The 19,833-nt window shown below is 62.9% G+C and carries 24 protein-coding genes and 1 other RNA gene; 15 read left to right on the top strand and 10 right to left on the bottom strand.

What is annotated here, in order from left to right; translation table 11 throughout:
- Positions 1-17 precede the first annotated feature (17 nt).
- The 5 genes from AC07FD_RS32995 to AC07FD_RS33015 all read left to right on the top strand — a co-directional run bounded on the left by AC07FD_RS32995 (position 18) and on the right by AC07FD_RS33015 (position 4,460).
- Positions 18-818, top strand: coding sequence for an inositol monophosphatase family protein (locus tag AC07FD_RS32995; protein ID WP_477300018.1), 801 nt, complete (start codon positions 18-20; stop codon positions 816-818).
- 104 nt (positions 819-922) lie between these two features.
- On the top strand, positions 923-1,609 hold the full coding sequence (gene trhA / locus AC07FD_RS33000) for a PAQR family membrane homeostasis protein TrhA (RefSeq protein ID WP_095084238.1): 687 nt from the start codon (positions 923-925) through the stop codon (positions 1,607-1,609).
- A 109-nt stretch (positions 1,610-1,718) separates the two neighbouring features.
- Positions 1,719-2,744: a MotA/TolQ/ExbB proton channel family protein gene (locus AC07FD_RS33005; RefSeq protein ID WP_095084237.1), complete on the top strand. Its 1,026-nt coding sequence runs from the start codon at positions 1,719-1,721 to the stop codon at positions 2,742-2,744.
- Between the two features lies 1 nt (position 2,745).
- A complete protein-coding gene (locus tag AC07FD_RS33010; RefSeq protein ID WP_095084236.1) occupies positions 2,746-3,777 on the top strand; it encodes a peptidoglycan -binding protein in 1,032 nt (343 codons plus the stop codon).
- 248 nt (positions 3,778-4,025) lie between these two features.
- Positions 4,026-4,460, top strand: a complete 435-nt coding sequence (locus AC07FD_RS33015) for a hypothetical protein (RefSeq protein ID WP_095084235.1) — start codon at positions 4,026-4,028, stop codon at positions 4,458-4,460.
- A gap of 149 nt (positions 4,461-4,609) precedes the next feature.
- On the opposite strand, the gene AC07FD_RS33020 is transcribed toward AC07FD_RS33015, so the two are convergent.
- The gene (locus AC07FD_RS33020) at positions 4,610-4,963 is read right to left on the bottom strand and encodes a DUF1304 domain-containing protein (RefSeq protein WP_478353247.1); all 354 of its coding nucleotides are present in this window, start codon (positions 4,961-4,963) and stop codon (positions 4,610-4,612) included.
- A 142-nt stretch (positions 4,964-5,105) separates the two neighbouring features.
- Here AC07FD_RS33020 and AC07FD_RS33025 point away from each other — a divergent pair, with 142 nt between their 5' ends.
- Positions 5,106-6,593, top strand: coding sequence for a carboxypeptidase M32 (locus AC07FD_RS33025; RefSeq protein WP_478353248.1), 1,488 nt, complete (start codon positions 5,106-5,108; stop codon positions 6,591-6,593).
- A 35-nt stretch (positions 6,594-6,628) separates the two neighbouring features.
- Here AC07FD_RS33025 and AC07FD_RS33030 read toward each other — a convergent pair whose 3' ends face one another.
- A complete protein-coding gene (locus tag AC07FD_RS33030) occupies positions 6,629-8,428 on the bottom strand; it encodes an ABC transporter transmembrane domain-containing protein (RefSeq protein ID WP_478353249.1) in 1,800 nt (599 codons plus the stop codon).
- Positions 8,429-8,635: 207 nt separating this feature from the next.
- On the opposite strand from AC07FD_RS33030, the gene rpmE reads away from it, so the two are divergent.
- Positions 8,636-8,857: a 50S ribosomal protein L31 gene (rpmE, locus tag AC07FD_RS33035; protein WP_006327661.1), complete on the top strand. Its 222-nt coding sequence runs from the start codon at positions 8,636-8,638 to the stop codon at positions 8,855-8,857.
- A gap of 76 nt (positions 8,858-8,933) precedes the next feature.
- On the opposite strand, the gene AC07FD_RS33040 is transcribed toward rpmE, so the two are convergent.
- Positions 8,934-9,572, bottom strand: coding sequence for a TetR family transcriptional regulator (locus AC07FD_RS33040; protein WP_478353250.1), 639 nt, complete (start codon positions 9,570-9,572; stop codon positions 8,934-8,936).
- 106 nt (positions 9,573-9,678) lie between these two features.
- Between AC07FD_RS33040 and AC07FD_RS33045 the strand changes: the two genes are divergently transcribed.
- Together AC07FD_RS33045 and AC07FD_RS33050 are read left to right on the top strand one after the other, a co-directional pair.
- Positions 9,679-10,512 (top strand): NAD(P)H-binding protein, encoded by an 834-nt coding sequence (locus AC07FD_RS33045; RefSeq protein WP_478353251.1) that lies wholly within the window; start codon positions 9,679-9,681, stop codon positions 10,510-10,512.
- A 1-nt stretch (position 10,513) separates the two neighbouring features.
- Positions 10,514-10,990 carry an anthrone oxygenase family protein gene (locus tag AC07FD_RS33050; RefSeq protein WP_477227675.1) on the top strand — a complete coding sequence of 159 codons (477 nt, stop codon included), beginning with the start codon at positions 10,514-10,516 and terminating at the stop codon, positions 10,988-10,990.
- 83 nt (positions 10,991-11,073) lie between these two features.
- On the opposite strand, the gene AC07FD_RS33055 is transcribed toward AC07FD_RS33050, so the two are convergent.
- The 6 genes from AC07FD_RS33055 to ssrS form a co-directional block, all read right to left on the bottom strand.
- On the bottom strand, positions 11,074-11,385 hold the full coding sequence (locus AC07FD_RS33055) for an Rdx family protein (protein WP_477396249.1): 312 nt from the start codon (positions 11,383-11,385) through the stop codon (positions 11,074-11,076).
- A gap of 19 nt (positions 11,386-11,404) precedes the next feature.
- The gene (locus tag AC07FD_RS33060; protein WP_478353252.1) at positions 11,405-12,154 is read right to left on the bottom strand and encodes a YebC/PmpR family DNA-binding transcriptional regulator; all 750 of its coding nucleotides are present in this window, start codon (positions 12,152-12,154) and stop codon (positions 11,405-11,407) included.
- Between the two features lie 324 nt (positions 12,155-12,478).
- A complete protein-coding gene (locus AC07FD_RS33065) occupies positions 12,479-13,246 on the bottom strand; it encodes a TerC family protein (RefSeq protein ID WP_478353253.1) in 768 nt (255 codons plus the stop codon).
- A 70-nt stretch (positions 13,247-13,316) separates the two neighbouring features.
- On the bottom strand, positions 13,317-14,141 hold the full coding sequence (locus AC07FD_RS33070; protein WP_095084226.1) for a TIGR00282 family metallophosphoesterase: 825 nt from the start codon (positions 14,139-14,141) through the stop codon (positions 13,317-13,319).
- Positions 14,142-14,217: 76 nt separating this feature from the next.
- Positions 14,218-14,805: a 5-formyltetrahydrofolate cyclo-ligase gene (locus AC07FD_RS33075; protein WP_478353254.1), complete on the bottom strand. Its 588-nt coding sequence runs from the start codon at positions 14,803-14,805 to the stop codon at positions 14,218-14,220.
- A gap of 96 nt (positions 14,806-14,901) precedes the next feature.
- Positions 14,902-15,057: non-coding RNA, 6S RNA (gene ssrS / locus AC07FD_RS33080), on the bottom strand.
- A 150-nt stretch (positions 15,058-15,207) separates the two neighbouring features.
- On the opposite strand from ssrS, the gene AC07FD_RS33085 reads away from it, so the two are divergent.
- The 6 genes from AC07FD_RS33085 to msrB all read left to right on the top strand — a co-directional run bounded on the left by AC07FD_RS33085 (position 15,208) and on the right by msrB (position 19,339).
- Complete coding sequence (locus AC07FD_RS33085; protein ID WP_478353255.1) at positions 15,208-16,047, top strand: AAA family ATPase; 840 nt, start codon at positions 15,208-15,210, stop codon at positions 16,045-16,047.
- Positions 16,048-16,311: a hypothetical protein gene (locus tag AC07FD_RS33090; RefSeq protein WP_478353256.1), complete on the top strand. Its 264-nt coding sequence runs from the start codon at positions 16,048-16,050 to the stop codon at positions 16,309-16,311.
- 63 nt (positions 16,312-16,374) lie between these two features.
- Complete coding sequence (locus AC07FD_RS33095) at positions 16,375-16,821, top strand: N-acetyltransferase family protein (protein ID WP_478353257.1); 447 nt, start codon at positions 16,375-16,377, stop codon at positions 16,819-16,821.
- Between the two features lie 7 nt (positions 16,822-16,828).
- Entirely contained in the window at positions 16,829-18,019 is a 1,191-nt protein-coding gene (locus AC07FD_RS33100; RefSeq protein WP_478353258.1) for a vWA domain-containing protein, read from the top strand.
- 16 nt (positions 18,020-18,035) lie between these two features.
- On the top strand, positions 18,036-18,833 hold the full coding sequence (locus tag AC07FD_RS33105; RefSeq protein WP_478353259.1) for an MBL fold metallo-hydrolase: 798 nt from the start codon (positions 18,036-18,038) through the stop codon (positions 18,831-18,833).
- Positions 18,834-18,934: 101 nt separating this feature from the next.
- A complete protein-coding gene (gene msrB / locus AC07FD_RS33110) occupies positions 18,935-19,339 on the top strand; it encodes a peptide-methionine (R)-S-oxide reductase MsrB (RefSeq protein ID WP_023688927.1) in 405 nt (134 codons plus the stop codon).
- Positions 19,340-19,414: 75 nt separating this feature from the next.
- On the opposite strand, the gene AC07FD_RS33115 is transcribed toward msrB, so the two are convergent.
- Positions 19,415-19,753, bottom strand: coding sequence for a hypothetical protein (locus AC07FD_RS33115; RefSeq protein WP_478353260.1), 339 nt, complete (start codon positions 19,751-19,753; stop codon positions 19,415-19,417).
- Between the last annotated feature and the right edge of the window lie 80 nt (positions 19,754-19,833).

Genomic DNA, 19,833 nt, shown 5'->3' on the forward strand with positions numbered 1-19,833 from the left:
CAGCAGGAAGAAGCACGATGGCACGCTCAGCCCTTCTCAACGTTATGGTCCAGGCCGCAATGAAAGCCGGCCGATCGCTGTCGCGCGACTTCGGCGAGGTGCAGAACCTGCAGGTCTCGATGAAAGGCCCTGGCGACTATGTGAGCCAGGCCGACCGCAAGGCCGAGGAGATCGTCTTTGCCGAACTGTCGAAGGCACGGCCGGGCTACGCTTTCCTGATGGAGGAGCGCGGCGTGGTCGAAGGCGACGACAGCCAGCACCGCTGGATCGTCGACCCGCTCGACGGCACCACCAACTTCCTGCACGGCATCCCGCTCTTTGCCGTTTCGATCGCCCTGGAACGCCAGGGACAGATCGTTGCTGGCGTCATCTACAATCCGGCAATGGACGAGCTCTACACCGCCGAACGCGGCGGCGGCGCCTTCATGAACGACCGCCGGCTGCGCGTCGCCGGCCGCATCAAGCTGGTCGACACGGTGATCGGTTGCGGCGTGCCGCATCTCGGCCGCGGCCACCACGGCAATTTCCTCGTCGAACTGCGCAACGTCATGGCGGAGGTCTCCGGCGTGCGCCGCTTGGGGGCCGTCTCGCTCGATCTCGCCTATGTCGCCGCCGGCCGCATGGACGGGTTTTGGGAAACCGGCCTGTCGGCTTGGGACGTCGCCGCCGGCCTGCTGCTGATCCGCGAGGCGGGTGGCTTCGTTTCGGATATGGACGGTGGTCAGGACATGCTCGACAACGGCTCGGTGGTCGCCGGCAACGAGGTCATCCAGCGCGCTTTGCTGAAGGCCGTGAAGAAGCCGCTCTCGGCACGCTGACTGACACGCCGCGCTGATGCGCCGCAGTCGCAAAACCGCAATGGAAGCTTGAAATACTGCCCGGCAAGCGCCCAGATCATAGTGCGCGGCGCAGGAACCCGGCAGTGAACGACATCAAGCCCCACCACGACATCCCGTTCATCGGACGCTGGCACTATTCGCGCGCCGAGATGATCGCCGACGGCATCGTCCATGCGGTCGGCATCGTGCTGGCGATCTCGGCGGGTTCGGCGCTGCTGGCGCTGGCGGCGTTTCGCGTCGGGCCGGGCGAATACATCGCCGCTGCCTTCTATGTGGTTTCGCTGCTCACCGTGCTGTCTGTGTCGCTGACCTACAATCTGTGGCCGGTGTCGTCGCCGGCGAAATGGATCTTGCGGCGCTTCGATCACGCCGCAATCTATCTCCTGATCGCCGCGACCTACACGCCTTTCCTGGCTCAGCTCGAAGGCTCGCCGCTGGCGCGCTGGATGATCGTCCTCGTCTGGGCCGCTGCAGCGCTGGGCATCGCCATCAAGGTGTTTTTTCCCGGCCGTTTCGACCGGCTGGCGATCGTCTTCTATCTCGCCATCGGCTGGAGCGGCATCGTCCTGGTAAAGCCGCTTGTCCAGACCCTGCCGACGACGTCGATCGCGCTGATCGTTGCCGGCGGCATCGTCTATTCCTGCGGCGTCATCTTCTTTGCCTGGAAGGGATTGCGCTTCCACAATGCGCTGTGGCACGGCTTCGTCGTCACCGGCGCCGGCCTGCATCTGGCCGCCATGGTCGACTGTCTGGTCATCAATCGCCTCTGACACAGGCTTATAGACGCGGCAATATTGCCAAGCGCCATTCAATTTGGTCACAATTCCGTTTAGAGTCGCGGTCTACGTGATCGGCGGCGGCATCGGAAACGGGGCACGGATGGCTTTTCTCAGATCCTTCGGCATGGGCAGACGCTCTGATGTCCTGATCTACGATCCGCATAAACTGTCGAGCCCGCAGGTCTTTCTGCTGACCATGATGATCTTCCTGGTCATCGTCGCCTTCATCGCCGCCATCCTGACCCGCCAGATCTCGACCGCCTTTGGCAGCAATCCCGGCCTCAACGGCCTGATCGTCGGTGTGCTGGTGGTCGGCATCCTCTTGGCCTTCGCCCAGGTCGGACGGCTGTTTCGTGAAGTGCGCTGGGTGAATTCGTTCCGTGCCGGCTCGGAAACCACCGAACCGGTTCTGCTGGCGCCGATGAAGGCGATGATCGGCCGCTCCTCGGCGACGGCCTTCTCGACCAGTTCAATGCGCACCATGCTCGATTCCATTGCCACGCGGCTCGACGAAAGCCGTGACACCTCGCGCTATCTCGTCGGCCTGCTGGTGTTCCTCGGCCTGCTCGGCACCTTCTGGGGTCTGTTGAACACCATCGCCTCGATCCGCGAGACCATTGAATCGCTCGATCCGGGTACCGGCGATGCCGCCGCGGTGCTCGATTCGCTGAAGCAAGGCCTTTCGGCGCCGCTGGCCGGCATGGGCACGGCCTTCTCGTCCTCCCTGTTCGGCCTGTCCGGCTCGCTGGTGCTCGGCTTCCTCGACCTGCAGGCCGGCCGCGCCCAGACGCGCTTCTACACCGAACTGGAAAACTGGCTGTCCTCGGTCACCGATCTGTCGTCCGACATCGTCGTCTCCGACCAGGCCAAGACCGAATCCTCGGACGAGATCCGGGTCTTGTCGGAAAGGCTGCGAAGCATGCAGGAGAATGGCGGCGGCTCCAATCCGCGCGTCGCCACCGCCATGGCCAATCTCGCCGACGGCATTTCCGGCCTGGTCAAGAACATGCGCTCGGAGCAGCAGATCATGCGCGACTGGGTCGAGGCCCAGTCCGACGAGCAGAAGGCGATGCGCAACACGCTGGAAAAGATTGCCGACGCCCTGAAGAAGCCCGGGGTGCATTGACGTGGCGCTGGCGCGTGGACGGCGCACCGATCGCCGTATCGATTACTGGCCGGGCTTCGTCGACGCGCTGTCGACGCTGCTTCTGGCGATCATGTTCCTGCTCACCGTCTTCGTGCTGGCGCAGTTCCTGCTGGGCCGCGAAATCTCCGGCAAGGATACGGCGCTCTCGCGACTCAATTCGCAGATCAACGAGCTGACCCAGCTTCTGGCGCTGGAGCGCTCGACGGCGCAGGACAAGGAAGATTCGCTCGCCAATCTGCAGGCATCGCTGTCGGCGGCGGAAGCGGAAAAGAGCCGGCTCGAACAATTGCTGGCGCAAGGTGCCGGCGCCGGAGACGCCGCCAACCAGCGTGCCGTAGCACTTTCGGGCGAACTCGACAGCCAGCGCCAGATCAGTCAGCAGGCGCTGAGCCAGGTCGAGATTCTCAACCAGCAGATTGCAGCACTTCGCAAGCAGATCGGTGCGCTCGAGGATGCGCTCAACGTCTCCGAAACCCGCGACCGCGATTCCAACACCAAGATCGCCGATCTCGGCCGCCGCCTGAACGTCGCACTGGCGCAGCGCGTGCAGGAATTGAACCGCTACCGCTCCGACTTCTTCGGCCGCTTGCGCGAGATCCTCGCCGACCGCGAGAACATCCGCATCGTCGGCGACCGCTTCGTCTTCCAGTCCGAAGTGCTGTTCCCGACCGGCTCCGAAGTGATCAACGATGCCGGCAAGGTGGAGATGAAGAAACTTGCCGACGCCATCATCGAATTGCAGAAGGAAATCCCGCCCGAGATCAACTGGGTGCTGCGCGTCGACGGCCATACCGACAACAAGCCGCTCTCCGGCACCGGCCGCTACCGCGACAACTGGGAGCTGTCGACGGCGCGTTCGACCTCGGTGGTGAAGTTCCTGATCGAGAACGGCGTGCCGGCCAACCGCCTGGTCGCCGCCGGCTTCGGCGAGTTCCAGCCGCTCGACCCCGCCGACACCGAAGAGGCGCGCAACAAGAACCGGCGTATTGAACTGAAGCTCACCGAACGTTGATCCATCATCACGCGGCATCACGCGAATTTGTTCGCCGGCTCAACTCTAGGGCGTAGAGCGAGGCCGGCAAGGCCTGAAAAGATTATCTTTTTTTAATTACACATCGTCGTATTGCGGTCCTAGCTTCCCCGCCTGGGCCGAGAACCGCCGGCGATGAACCCCATCGCGACGCGACGGAACCGGACGGCCCGCAGCCGGAGGGCAGGCGAGACAATCGCCGCCTTCCTCTTCAGGAGGAGAACGCGACGATGCGCTCTTTTATTCCCAGCACCTCGCTTAGAACTGCAACACTCACGGCGGTCCTCATCGCCGTTCCGCTTGCCGGCGCCTATGCCGCGGGCCATCACAGAGGCGCTCTGGACGCCGGCGATCCGACCGACTTTACGGGGCCGCGCGTCGAAGGCCTCATCCAACAGGTTCAAGGCGTCCGCCAGGGCATAGTCGATGCAAGGCAGGCCAACAACATCACGCCCGCCGTCGCCGAACGCCTGGAAATGCGGACGGTCCGCATCAGTCAGGCGGCCGAGAAGATAGCGGCATCGGATCACGGCAGGATACCGGCCGCGCAATACCATGAGCTGCTGCGCCGTCTCGACAATGTCGACCAGCGTCTGAGGGTCGGTATTGGCAGCGATTTCCTGATGGGCGATGGCTCCGACGGCGGAAACTATCCGAACGGCTGAAAGCTTGAACGCCAAGCTCTAGCACTTCGATCTCGCGCATGATTCCTTCCGAGATCCTGCGCCAGGAAAGGACCACCTGGCGCCCTCGGGGCCCCCTCTCCCGCGGGCGTCCTTTTTCCCTCAGCCCAGCTTGCTACCAGCTCAGTTTCCTACGAACCAAGCCAGACGGCAATCAGGGCGACGACCGCCGGCACGGTCTGAATGAACAGGATCTTGCGGCCAACCGTTGCCGCGCCATAGAGGCCGGCAATGGCCACGCACAACAGGAAGAAGACCTTGACCTGAAAACCGGCTGTCCCGAGGTAAAGCCCCCAGATCAGGCCGGCGGCGAGGAAGCCATTGTAAAGACCCTGATTGGCAGCGAGCACCTTCGAGGCGCTTGCGAATTCCGGCTTCAGATTGAACGCCTTGTGCCCGCGCGGCGTGTCCCAAAGCACCATTTCGAGATAGACGATGTAGACATGGATCAAGGCCACCAGTCCGACCAGGATGTTGCCGATCATGTTGTTCCCCCTTCATGCGTCGCCGGCAGCATTTCACGCGTGACCTCACCTGTGCAAGATGCACCCGCCGCACAGGGCCGCAGGGTTGCAAACGCTTTTGCGTTGGTATCTTTTCGCGCCGTCCTCAATCACGGAACCCGCCATGTCCTTTCAGAAACTCGATGATCTCGGCCACAAGCTCGAAGCGCTCGAGCATGCGCTGGCCATTCTCGGCGCCGACGAGGCCACCCATATGGCTGTCGGTGGCGGCGAGAAGCGCGCCGAGGCAATGTCGGCGCTGGCCGGCATGTACCACACCAGGGCAACGACGCCGGAAATCGCCGACTGGCTCGCCGCGGCCGAACAGGAAGCGTTGAGTGAGGAGCAACGGGCCGCGGTCGCCGAATTGCGGCGGCAGTACACCAACCTGACCTGCCTGCCGGTCGAGTTCGTCGAACGTCAGACCACCGCGCGCATGCGTTGCGAGCAGCTGTGGCGCGACCTGCGCGCCAAGAACGATTGGGCGGGTTTCCTGCCGGCGCTGGAGGGCGTGGTGGCGCTGGTGCGCGAAGAGGCGGCGCTGCGTGCCGACGTGCTCGGTCTTGCCCCTTATGACGCGCTCATGGAGCAATACGACCCCGGCAACCGCGCCGCCGACATCACGCCTGTCTTCACCGACCTCAAGGCTTTCCTGAAAGGCTTCGTACCGGAGGCGCTGGCGATACAGGAAGCGCGGCTGCGCAAGCGCCCGCTGAAGCCGCTTTCGGGCACCTATGCGATCGACCGGCAACGCGAGCTCGGCCTTGCCATGATGACGGCGGTCGGCTTCGACTTGACGCATGGGTCGCTGTCGGTGTCGCACCATCCCTTCTGCGGCGGCGTGCCGAGCGACGTGCGCATCACCACCCGCTACAAAACCTCGGACTTCCTGTCGGCATTGATGGGCGTGCTGCACGAGACCGGCCATGCGCTGTATGAACAGAACCTGCCGAAGGCATGGGCGCACTGGCCGCTCGGCAAGGCGCGCGGCATGGCCGTGCATGAAAGCCAGAGCCTGTTCGTCGAAAAGCAGCTCGGCCGCAACCCGGCCTTCTGGCACTGGGCGCTGCCGGTGGTCGAAAAGCATCTCGGCGAAGCCTGGTCGCTCGACGACATCCTGCCGCATGTGCATCACGTCGAGCGCGGCCTGATCCGTGTCGATGCCGACGAGGTGACCTACCCGCTGCATGTCATCCTGCGCTACGAGCTGGAGCAGGAGCTCGTCTCGGGCAGGCTGGAGGTGGCAGAACTGCCCGAAGCCTGGGACGCCAAGATGCGCGACTATCTCGGCCTCTCGACCATCGACAATCCGGCCGACGGGCCGATGCAGGACGTGCACTGGCCGGGTGCCGCCTTCGGCTATTTCCCCTCCTACACGCTGGGCGCGATGATGGCGGCGCAGCAATGGGCGGCGCTGACACGCGAGCATCCTGCTGCCGATGACGATCTCGCCAAAGGCAATTTCGCGTCAATCAACGCCTGGCGTCGCGAAAAAATCTGGTCGCAGGGGTCTCGCTGGTCGACACCGGACCTGCTCGAACGCGCCACCGGCGAAAAGCTCGACGCCAGCTATTTCGTCAACCATCTGAAGCAGCGATACGGAGCCGCGTAAGGGCTGTCGGCACATCCGGGGGCAGATGTTTGCGACTACTCCGCCGCGCCCCTGAAGGCGCTGGCGCCGGTTTCGAACTGCAGCTTGGCCAGCCGCGCGTAGATGCCGCCCTTGGCGACGAGGCTCTGATGCGTGCCTTCCTCGACGATGCGGCCGCCATCCATGACCAGGATCCTGTCGGCCTTCAGCACCGTCGCCAGCCGGTGGGCGATGACGATGGTGGTGCGGCCCTGCATCAGCCGTTCCAGCGCCATCTGCACCAGCGTCTCGCTTTCGGCGTCGAGCGCCGAGGTCGCCTCGTCGAGCAGCAGGATCGGCGCGTCGCGCAGGATGGCGCGAGCGATCGCAACCCGTTGGCGCTGGCCGCCGGACAGCGTCACCCCACGCTCGCCGACCTGGCTGTCATAGCCTTTCTCGAGCTTGAGGATGAATTCGTCGGCGAGCGCATCCTTCGCCGCCGTCTCGATCTGGGCCTCGCTGGCGCCCGGCCGGCCAAAGCCGATATTGTCGCGCGCGCTTGCCGCGAAAATGGTGACGTCCTGCGGCACGATGGCGATGCGCTCGCGGACCGAGACCGGATCGGCTTCGCGCACATCGACGCCATCGATCAGGATCTTGCCGGTTTCAGGATCGTAGAAGCGCAGGATCAGCGAAAAGACCGTGCTCTTGCCGGCCCCTGATGGGCCGACGATCGCCACCGTCTCGCCGGGCATGACCTGAAAGCTCAAGCCGTGCACGGCAGCGCGGTCGGGCCTTGCCGGATAGGAGAAGGAGACGTCATCGAAGGCGATCGCGCCCTTGGCGACTGCAGGCAGCGGCTTCGGATCGGCCGGCGCCTGGATTGCCGGCTTCTCGGCCAGGATCTCGGTCAGCCGTTCGGCAGCACCCGCCGCTTGCGCAAGCTCGCCCCAGACCTCCGACAGCGCGCCGAGCGCACCGGCGGCAAACACCGAATAGAGCAGGAACTGGCCGAGCGTGCCTGGCGACAGATTGCCGTCGAGCACGTCGCGCGAGCCGAACCACAGCACCGCCACGACGGACGAGAAGATCGTGAAAATGGCAAAGAAGGTGAGGAAGGAGCGCGCGAAGATCGAGGAGCGCGCCGCCTCGAAAGCGGCTTCCACCGCACCGGAGAAATGCCCGGTGACGAGCTTTTCATTGGTGAAGGCCTGCAAGGTGCGCACCGCGCCGATCTGCTCGCTGGCATAGGCGGTGGCATCGGCAAGCGTATCCTGCGCCTGCCGCGACTTGCGCCGCACCGAGCGGCCGAAGGCGACCAGCGGCAGCACGATGACCGGAATGGCGGCAATAACCAAACCGGACAGTTTCGGGCTGGTGACGACCATCATCCCCAACGCGCCAAGGCCGAGAATGACGTTGCGCAGCGCCACCGAGGCCGTCGCCCCGACCGCCGACTTGACCTGCGTGGTGTCTGCGGCGAGCCGCGACACGATCTCGCCCGACTGGGCGGTGTCGAAAAAGGACGGCGACAGCGTCGTCACATGGGTAAAGACATCGCGCCTGATATCGGCGACGACGCGCTCGCCGAGCGTGATGACGAAATAGTAGCGGCTGGCCGAAGCGGCCGCCAGCACGGCGGCCATCGCCACCAGGGCTGCGAAATATTCGGCGATGAAGATGGTGTTGGCCGACGAGAACCCATGATCGATCATCCGCCGCACGGCCAGCGGCAGCGCCAGCGTCGTTGCCGCGGCGATGACCAGCGAAATGAGCGCGCCGACGACCAGCGTGCGATAATGCGTGATGTACGGGAACAGGCGCCTGAGCGGCTTGAGCGAGCGCCGGCGCTCGTCTGCGCTGCTGGTTTGCGCCATTCCTGCGTTTCCTCTAGCCGCCTCTGGCTATGCGCCTCAATATATGCGCTTGCCGCGGCCTTGTGATTCAATTCCGGCTGATGTATAGGCTCGCCGACCGTTTTAGAAGCCGTGGCTCTTCAATAGCTGCGGCTTCGAGTTTTAAAAAGGGGCGCATCGACGCAGGCTTATGCCCGTCGGCAGCGCCGGCAAGCCAGGAACCGAACCATGAAGACCGACATCCATCCCGATTACCACACCATCAAGGTCGTCATGACCGACGGCACCGAATACATGACCCGTTCGACCTGGGGCAAGGAAGGCGATACGATGAACCTCGATATCGACCCGACCACCCACCCGGCCTGGACCGGCGGCCAGCAGACCCTGCTCGACCGCGGCGGCCGTCTGTCGAAGTTCAAGAAGCGTTTCGAAGGTTTCGGCCTCTAAGCCCGACGACCTTTTTCGCAGATCGGAAAAACCCGCCCTTGTGGCGGGTTTTTTGTTCCTCACCTTCCATCGCGTCCTACTCCGCCAACAGTTCCCGCAGCGCCATCCGCTTGTAAGCCGAGACCAGTCTGTCGCCCTCTTGGCTCTCGACCGATATCGCCAGCCGGACGGCGGCCTCGCCCATCTGCCAGACCAGGAACGCCGTGGTTTCCAGCGCCGTCGGATCGGCTGCCGGCCGCAGCCGCTTCAGCACCGCGGTGAGGAATTCGGCGTTGGCCCGGCTGTCGGCGAGTTCGAGCTGGCGAAGCGCCTTGTCGGCCTGCGTGCCTGACCAGATGTCGCGCATCACCGGCTCGGCCAGGAACAGCCCGTAGTAGATATCGACCAGCTCCGAAAACGCTTGGCTCAGGCTTTCGGCGTCGCCGACATCGGCGAGTGCCGCCGAGATGCACGCCTGGCTTTCGGCGGTGTAGCGCTCGGCCAGCGCCCAGACGATCGCCCGCTTGTCCGGAAAGAACTGGTAGAGCGAGCCGATCGACACCCCTGCCCGTTCCGCCACTTCGCCCATGCGCATGGCGTCGCTGCCTTGCTCGGCAATCAGCGCCGAGGCAGCGGCGAGCATGCGTTCGACCCGCTCGCGGCTGCGCTGCTGGCTTGGCGCCCGGCGCGGCGAAGCAATCTGCTCCTGTGGCGAAACCGGCGCGGTGTCTTCCATGTCTGTCTCCAGTGCCAACAAAATCGCTTGACTCGCAAAATACGAGGGTTTATCACGTTTTGCAAATGTGAGGATTACTCATGTTTTGAAACAGAGGAAAACAGCCATGAACAACACGACACCAAACCCCATCCTGATCCTCGGCGGCACCGGCAAGACCGGCCGCCGCCTTGCCGAGCGGTTGACGGCGCAAGGCCTGCCGGTGCGCATCGGCTCGCGCTCGGGCACCCCGCGCTTCGACTGGGAAGTCCCCGCGACCTGGGGCCCGGCAATGCAAGGCGTCAGCGCCGTATACATCAGCTACTATCCCGATCTGGCCGTGCCGGGTGCCGCCGAGGTGATCGGCGCCTTCGCCAGGCTTGCCGTACAAAACGGCATCACCCGGCTGGTGCTGCTGTCCGGGCGTGGCGAGATGGAAGCCCAGCGTTCCGAAGAGATGCTGAAGGCCTCTGGCGCCGACTGGACGATCCTGCGCTGCGCCTGGTTCTCGCAGAACTTCAGCGAAGGCTTCCTTGTCGAGCCCTTGGCTGAGGGCGAAGTGGCTTTGCCGGTCGGCAATGTCGGCGAGCCGTTTGTCGATGCCGATGACATCGCCGACGTCGCCTTTGCCGTGCTGACTGAGGCAGGGCATGCCGGCCAGCTCTACGAACTGACCGGGCCGCGGCTGCTGAGCTTCGCCGACGCCGTCGCCGAGATCGGAAAGGCCGCCGGGCGCGACATCCGCTTTGTCAGGATTTCGCATGACGAATTCACCGCCGCCGTGACCGCGCACGACCTACCGCCCGAATTCGCCTGGTTGCTCAACGAGCTGTTCACCGAAGTGCTTGACGGCCGCAACGAGACGCTAGCCGACGGCGTCCAGCGCGTGCTTGGCCGCCAGCCAAGAGACTTCTCCACCTACGCAAATGAAACCGCAGCAACCGGCATCTGGAGCAACTGACATGATCAAGCTTCTTCCCACCCTTACCATCATTGCCGCAATCGGCTCGGGCGTCGTCGGCGGCGTGTTTTTCGCCTTTTCCAATTTCGTCATGGCGGCGCTTGCTCGACTGCCCGTCCCCAGCGGCATCGCGGCGATGAATTCGATCAACGTCACAGTGATCACCCCGACCTTCATGACGGCGCTTTTCGGTACCGGCCTGCTCTGTCTGGTGCTTATCGCCGCCGCCATCATGGGCTGGAGCCAGTCCGGCTCGTACTGGTTGCTTGCCGGCGCGGTGATCTACCTGATCGGCAATCCGATCGTGACCATGATCTTCAACGTGCCGCTCAACGATGCGCTCGCCGCCGTCGACCCGGCCAGCAGCAACGGCGCCGCTGTGTGGGCGAACCATCTGAGCCAATGGGTGATGTGGAACCACGTCCGCACCATCACCGCCATCATGGCGATGGCCTGCTTCATTCTCTCATTGCTCTAAGCAACTCCAGGAAAAGTGCGTGGCCGTCCGGATTTGCGTCGAGACAAAGAGAGAAGCGTTCTGCGAAATGCAAAAGATCCTGCTCAGGCGGGGTCTTTTTGCGTATGACCCTTGCGGTCGGAATGGCCGAGATCGCGATCTGGGTCGATGACATCGCGGACCAGTTGCTTGAGCTTGGCCGCTTCCGGAAAGCCGCCGTCGCGCTTGCGGTCCCAGACCAGCGTATCATTGCAGGAAATGGTGAAGATGCCGCCGGTGCCGGGCACCAGCGTCACTTCGCCCAGATCGGTGCCGAAGGTCGACAGCAGCTCCTGCGCCATCCAGCCGGCACGCAGCAGCCACTGGCACTGCGTGCAATAGGTGATGCGGATGGCGGGAAGCTGAGCTTCGCTCATGTCTCTGGCTGAGCTCCGCTCATGCCGCGCTGAGCTTGGCCATGGTCTCGTCGTCGACTTCGAAATTGGCGTAGACGCTTTGAACGTCATCGTCATCCTCGAGCGTGGCGACCAGCTTCACAAGCGACTGTGCCCGATCCTCGTCGACCGGAACGCTGTTCTGCGGCTTCCAGATCGGCTTCACCGATTCAGCTTCACCGAGCGAGGCTTCCAGCGCCTTCGACACTTCGCCGAGATTCTCGAAAGCGCAGTAGATCGTGTGGCCTTCCTCATCGGATTCCACGTCATCGGCGCCGGCTTCAATCGCCGCGTCCATCACCTTGTCGGCGCTGCCGGCCGATGCCGGATAATAGATCTCGCCGGCACGATCCCACATGAACGACACCGAACCGGTTTCGCCCATCGCCCCGCCGGCCTTGGTGAAGGCGGCGCGCACGTTCGAGGCCGAACGGTTGCGGTTGTCGGTCAGTGCTTCGACGATGACCGCGACGCCGCCGGGTCCGTAGCCCTCATAGCGCACGGCTTCGTAGTTCTCGGCATCGCCCATCGAGGCCTTGTTGATGGCGCGCTGGATGTTGTCCTTCGGCATCGACACCGCCTTGGCGTTCTGCACGGCCAGGCGCAGGCGCGGGTTCATCGATGGATCGGGCGTCCCGCTTTTGGCGGCAACGGTGATTTCGCGCGCCAGCTTGGAAAACATTTTCGACCGCACCGCATCCTGGCGGCCCTTGCGGTGCATGATGTTCTTGAACTGTGAATGGCCAGCCATGGCACCCCTGTCGTCTTCTCGGCTAGAGCAACCCGAAGCGAGGCGATCTCACCTCGTCTTCTGCAAAATGCTCGAATTCAAAATTTCAGAGCGTCCCAGGTGCAACTCGTGGAAGCACGGCGTTCTCTGTCGGAATGGCCGGCTTATAGATAAATCGGCTCAATTCGTCCAGCCGCGAGGCCGCTGCAATCGCTCACGCCTTCAGGTCGGACTTCAGCCGGTCGATGATGCCGATCGCATGGGTGGCATACTGGCTGATCCAGCGATCCTACGCGACAGCGACAAATTCCAAGGTCTCGTGACGCGGCTATGCTCTTGCCAACCTCAATGCCCCTCGCCGGACTTCGCTTTTCTCCGTCGCCGCGCCAGCATGTTGAGCCCTTCGACCAAGGCCGAAAAACCCATCGCCGCATAGATGTAACCCTTGGGCACATGGTAACCCATGCCGTCGGCGATCAGCGTCATGCCGATCATCAGCAGGAAGCCCAGCGCCAGCATGACGATGCTCGGGTTCTTGGCGATGAAGTTTGCCAGCGGTCCGGCCGCCAGCATCATCACGCTGACCGCGACGATCACCGCAATGTACATGATGGCGATCTCGTCGGTCATGCCGACGGCGGTGATGATCGAATCGATGGAGAAGACGAGGTCGAGCAGCAGGATCTGGAAGATCGCGCCGGCGAGGCTGATCTGCAGGGTCTCACCCAGCATCGTGTCCCGGTGATCGTCGGGATCGACCGTGTGATGGATTTCCTTGGTCGCCTTCCAGACCAGGAACAGGCCACCGGCAATCAGGATCAGGTCGCGCCAGGAAAACCCGTGACCCAAGGCGGTGAACACCGGCGCCGTCAGCTGGACAATGATCGAAATCGTGGCCAGCAGCACCAGCCGCATGATCAGCGCCGCCGAGATGCCGAGCCGGCGGGCACGCGCCCTTTGCGCTTCCGGCAGCTTGTTGGTCAGGATCGAGATGAAGATCAGATTATCGATGCCGAGCACGATCTCCAGCACCACCAGCGTCAGCAGCGCGACCCAGGCCGTTGGATCGGAGACAAAGTGAAAATGCGGCGCCAGGAATTCGATAAGCTGCATGGAGGTCGTCCCATCTACGATCTAGAGCAGTGTCGCCGGCAATTAGGTACTGCTTGCGTCCATATCAATGTCACGACCAGAAGGACGGCGCGGTTTCCTCCAGCCGCGGCCCGCGACGAAACGGCGCTATCCGCTCGGTCAGCCCGGTGCGGTCGGAAATATCGACGCCGACGCCGCACAATGTCGCCGGTCCGGTCGCTGCCTCGAAGCGCCCTTTCGGCACTTTCGACAGGAACCGGTTGAGCGGTTCCTCCTTGTCCATCCCGAGCGAGGAATCATAGTCGCCGCACATGCCGGCGTCGGAAATATAGCCGGTGCCGCCATTGAGGATCTGATGATCGCCGGTCGGCTGGTGCGTGTGGGTGCCGACGACAAGACTGGCGCGGCCATCGACGAAATGCGCAAAGCACATCTTTTCCGAGGTTGCCTCGGCGTGGAAGTCGATGATGACGGCATCCGCCTGCTCGCCGAGCGGACAGGCGGCCAGCTCCCGTTCGCCGGCCTGGAACGGATCATCGAGTTCGGGATGCATGAACACCCGGCCCATGATGTTGGCGACCAGCACGCGCGCGCCGCTCCTGGCGATGTAGACGCCGGAGCCGCGTCCGGGCGTGCCCTTGGGAAAATTGGAGGGGCGCAGAAAGCGCTCTTCGCGCGGCGCGAAGGCCAGCGCGTCGCGCTGATCCCAGACATGGTTGCCGGTGGTGACAACATCGGCGCCGGCCGCGATCGTCTCGCGAAAGATCTCTTCGGTGATGCCGAAACCGCCGGCGGCGTTCTCGCCATTGACGATGACGAAATCGAGTTTGAAATCGGAGATCAGTCCCGGCAGTTGTTCCCACACTGCCGTGCGTCCCGTTTTTCCAACCATATCGCCGAGGAAGAGAAGTCTCATATGATCCCGCACCGAATGTCAGCGAAGCAAAAGCTGCATGACATCTGTGAAAAGATCATGCGTCCATTGTGCTTATTTACAATTTTGGCGCGAAGCGGCGCAACCCACTCTCCGTGAGTATTTCCGCGATAATGACGTCGTGGTCCTCATCTGGCACCAGCCCCACCTCCTGGCAGTCGAAGGCGATGCCGATCAATCTGGGCGGCAGCCCCTTGTCGACCAGCTTGGCGATGGCGCGGTCGTAGTAGCCGGCACCATAGCCGATGCGATGGCCGCGCGCGTCGAAAGCGGCGAGCGGCACCAGCATCACCGTGGGGTCGAGCACCTCGGCCTCCTCATGCGGGCCGACCGTGCCGAAGCCCATCTCGACCATCGGAGCGCCCCGCACGAGCTCGCGAAAGACTATGGTGGTCTTGTCGAGGATCGCCGGCAGGCAAAGCCTGGCTCCCTTCTCGCGCAAGGCGAACATCAGCGGCCGGACGTCGACTTCCGAGCGCATCGGCCAGAAGCCCGAGACGATCTGACCCGGCTCGACAGCGAGGTGATCGCGTGCCGTCTCGGCCATTTCGAGGGCGATCTCCACCCGCCAGAATTCATCGAGCGCGTCGCGGCGCCCGAGTGCCTCGAGGCGAAGCTGCTTTTTCAGGTGTTTTGAGGATGTCATGCGCGGACGATAGAAAAAGTCAGATTTGGGTGGAGTTTTAGGAGCGACGTTTTCTACCGCATCATCCACCGAAAGACATGGATGCGTTGCGAAAAGTGACGATCCACACAACCGGTGGAGAGAGCGATCCCGGGAACCTACAAAGTAGGTGGGCGCCGTGTGAGAAAACCCACGGGTCTTCCCAGGGACAGCTCCCTAAGGATCGTTAAGGCCCCGGGGAAAATGTTCTCCTGCCGGGAAGCGCAGACCGTCCCGACCAATATAGGCTGCTGGTCGGCTAAGCGCCAGTGAGACGGGCATTCTTTCCCTAGGCGGATCCACCCCCTCGCCGCCGCCAACAAGCCACCCTTGCACAGGCAGATCAGCGTCCTTACGGTCGTCATGACCAACCAGGGAGCAAAAATGCGTTTCGAAGGCACGGCGGCCTATGTCGCCGACAAGGATCTGATGGTGGCGGTCAACGCCGCGATCGCGCTGGAACGGCCCCTGCTGGTCAAGGGCGAGCCCGGCACCGGCAAGACCGAACTCGCCAGGCAAGTTGCGGCAGCCCTTGGCCTCGACCTGATAGAATGGCACGTCAAGTCGACCACCAGGGCGCAGCAGGGCCTTTACGAATACGATGCCGTGTCGCGGCTGCGCGATAGCCAGCTCGGCGACGAGCGCTTCAACGACATCAGGAACTACATCAAGCGCGGTAAGCTTTGGGAGGCGTTCGCCACGACCAAGAAGGTCGTGCTTTTGATCGACGAGATCGACAAGGCCGATATCGAGTTCCCCAACGATTTGTTGCAGGAACTCGATCGGATGGAGTTCTTCGTCTACGAGACCGGCGAGACCATCCGCGCCGCGGTCAGGCCGATCGTCATCATCACCTCCAACAACGAGAAGGAACTGCCGGACGCCTTCCTGCGCCGCTGCTTCTTCCACTACATCCGCTTTCCCGACGTCGAGACGCTGCACAAAATCGTCGACGTGCACTATCCCGGCATCAAGCAGAACCTGGTGCGCGCGGCGCTGACCCAGTTCTATGAGATCCGCGAGGTACCCGGCCTGAAGAAGAAGCCGTCGACCTCGGAAGCGCTCGACTGGATCCGCCTGCTGGTCGCCGACGACATCGCGCCGGAAGACCTGCGCGCCGACCCGAAGAACGCATTGCCCAAGCTGCACGGTGCGTTGCTGAAGAACGAACAGGACGTGCATCTGTTCGAGCGGCTGGCTTTCATGGCCAGAAGGCAGGGCTAGGTGTCAAAAGAGTACGCTGAGATAGAAATATCCATCACGCGCTGGGTTGATGACGAGCCACAGCCCACCCAAAGTACATATCCGCGCAAAGGCGGCCTGCGTTGCCTGGTGTTGTCACGATCCTATGACGAGGAAGGCCGATCGATTGCGGAGATCGACACGGATGACGGCGCATCTGTTGAATCCCTCGAGAACACCGCTCGCTTTGAAGTCTTCGCAAGCCAATTCTTGTCGAGCGATCAGGCAGGATCAGAAGGTCGTTAGCTCGTGGTCTCTTGCAGGTCTGACGAGCGTTGCTGATGCTGGCGCGCAAAGGGAGAACATTCGATGTCCGAGATCACTATCCGCCCGCTTGCGCAGTCCGACCATGCCGACTGGCGGCGCCTGTGGACCGACTATCTGACCTTCTACGAGACCAAGCTGCCGGAAGAGGTCTACGCCGTCACCTGGAAGCGGCTGTTCACGGCAGGCGAGTTCGAGCCGAAGGGTTTCATCGCCACGCTCGACGGCAAGGCGGTCGGCCTCACCCACTATCTCTACCACCGCTCCTGCTGGGCGGAGCAGAACAACTGTTACCTGCAGGACCTGTTCGCCGATCCGGACGTGCGCGGCAAGGGCATTGGTGCTGAGCTGATCAAGGCGGTGAAGCTGGAAGCCGCAAAAATCGGTGTCAAGAATGTCTACTGGATGACGCACGAGACCAACGCCACCGCGCGCAAGCTCTACGACTATGTGGCGCGCCGGACCGGCTTCATCGAGTATGATCTGCTGTAGATAGACGATGTTCATCCCTTTCTTCCTCGAACTGAAGGCGGCGCGTGTTCCCGTCTCGCTGCGGGAATATCTGTCGCTGCTGGAGGGGCTGGAAGCCGGGTTGGTCGACTACGACGTCGAGGGTTTCTACTATCTCGCCCGCACCGCGCTGGTGAAGGACGAACGCCACATCGACCGCTTCGACCAGGTGTTTGTCCATGTCTTCAAGGGCGTTGAGGCGCTGGGTGGGCCGGACGCTGTCGATGTCGCCAATATTCCCGAGGAATGGCTGCGCCGGCTCGCAGAGAAGCACCTGACCGACGAAGAGAAAAAACTGGTCGAGGCGCTCGGCGGTTTCGAAAAGCTGATGGAGACCTTGAAACAGCGGCTTGAGGAGCAGAAAGGCCGGCACCAGGGCGGCTCGAAATGGATCGGCACCGGCGGCACCTCACCCTTCGGCGCCTATGGCTACAATCCCGAAGGCGTGCGCATCGGCCAGCACGAAAGCCGCAACCGCCGGGCCGTGAAGGTCTGGGACAGACGCGAGTTCAGGAACTTCGATGATGCCGTCGAACTCGGCACCCGCAACATCAAAATCGCGCTGAAGCGCCTGCGCCGCTGGGTGCGCGAGGGCGCCGAGGAGGAGTTCGACCTGCCGGGCACCATCCACGCCACCGCCGAGCACGGCTATCTCGACGTGCAGACGCGGCCCGAACGGCGCAACGCGGTGAAGCTCTTGATGTTCTTCGATGTCGGCGGCTCGATGGACGACCACATCAAGAGCGTCGAAGAGCTGTTTTCGGCCGCGCGCGCCGAATTCCGCCAGCTCGAATATTTCTATTTTCACAACTGCGTCTATGAGGGCGTGTGGAAAGACAATCGCCGCAGGCATGCCGAGACGATCCCGACCTTCGACCTGATCCATAAATATGGGCCGGACTACAAGGTGATCGTCGTTGGCGATGCCTCGATGAGCCCTTACGAGATCGCCCTACCCGGCGGCTCGGTCGAACACTGGAACCCGGAGGCCGGGACCGTCTGGCTCGGCCGCCTGCTGCAGCAATGGCCCAACGCGGTATGGCTGAACCCCGAGAACGAGAAGAACTGGGGCTATACCCATTCGATTGCCATGATCCGCGACGTCTTCGGCGGCCGCATGTTCCCGCTGACGCTGGCCGGGCTCGAAGGCGCGACCAGGCAGCTTTCAAGGAAGCACTGAACAGACAGGAAAAACGATGACCTGCTTTCTCTGCCTGCAATGCGGCGTCCAGTTCGCCGCAACGGAGGCACCGCCGAACCGCTGCCCGATCTGCGAGGACGAGCGGCAATATGTGCGCTGGGAAGGCCAGGCGTGGATCACACCGGAAGAGCTCGCTGACGGACACCGGGTCGTGGTCAAGGACGACGTCGGCGTTCTCGCCTTCGGCATCGAGCCGCGCTTCGCCATCGGCCAGCGCGCGTTGCTGGCGCAGACGCCGCACGGCAATGTGCTGTGGGATTGCATCTCGATGGTCAGCGACGAGGCGGTGGCCGAGATCAACCGCCGCGGCGGGCTGACAGCCATCGCCATCTCGCACTGCCACTATTACTCGGTGATGGTCGAGTGGAGCGAGGCTTTTGGCGGTGTGCCGATCTTTCTCCACGCCGATGACCGCCAATGGATCATGCGGCCGCACAAGGCGATCGTCAGTTGGGAGGGCGAGACGTTGCCTATCAACCCCTCACTGACACTTATACGCTGCGGTGGCCACTTTGCCGGCGGCCAGGTGCTCCATTGGGAACGCGATGACGGCAACGTCCTGCTGTCCGGCGACATATTGCAGGTAACGCCGACACGCCGCCATCTCAGCTTCATGTACAGCTATCCCAACTATATCCCGCTCAACGCAGCCGCCGTCCGCCGCATCGCGAAGGCATTGGAGCCCTTCCAGTTCAACCACATCTACGGCGCATGGTGGAACCAGAATGTCATTGGGGACGCAAAAGCGGCATTCGGTACATCGGTCGCACGCTATCTTGCAGCCATCGCGTGAAGGCACGATCGAAAATGCGGGCAAACCTCGTAACAAATGCCTATCTTGGTGCGAATATGAGGTTGCAATCAACAACGAGCCGGCAAGGCTGAGGAGATCAAATGGACACCCACACCTACCCCGTCACCCGCACCGACGCCGAATGGCGCGCCCGGCTGACGCCGGAGCAATATGCCGTCATGCGCGGCCACGGCACCGAGCGGCCGGGAAGCTGCGCTTTGCTCTACGAGAAGCGCGCCGGCACGTTTTCCTGTGTCGGCTGCGACCAGCCGCTGTTCGAATCCAAGCTGAAGTTCGAGAGCGGCACCGGCTGGCCGAGCTTCAACGACCCGGTGCCGGGTTCGGTCGAGAACACCGTCGATCGCAGCTACGGCATGGTCCGCACCGAATGCCATTGCGCCCGCTGCGGCAGCCATCTCGGCCATGTCTTCGAGGACGGTCCGCCGCCGACCGGCCTGCGCTATTGCATCAACGGCGTGGCGCTGAAATTCGAGCCGACGGCCTAACCCCTCGGATGAATGGAAAGGGCGGCTGCGGCCGCCCTTTTTCATTGCGCGATAGGTGCCCCCGTATCCGCACTGTCAGACCACCACCACCAGGATCAGCCACAATGTGGCGCCGAGCGTCATCAGCGAGGCCTTGGCGCCGGTGGCCTTTTCCGTGGTTCGCCATACGGCAAAGGTCAGGAAGATGTTGTAGGGCACCGGCGCGAAATGCACCGCCAGAACCAGCGCGAGCGGCAGCTTCAGTCCGAGCAGGACGATCGCGGCCACCGAAGATGCGACATTGATCGCCGTGCCGACAAGGACGAGGTCGCGCCAGAACAGCCGATCGAGCGGCACCAGGCCTTGCCAGCGTGCGCGGAAGAAGCCCCGGCTTGCCGTGTCGTTCTCGTCTTCGGGAAGCTTTGAAACATTCATCGGCGCAACCCTCGCTTCGGCGTCGGCAGGAACGTCAAACGCAACAAACTGTCAACACCAGGCGACGATGGACATCGTGA

This window comes from Mesorhizobium waitakense (assembly GCF_056431085.1).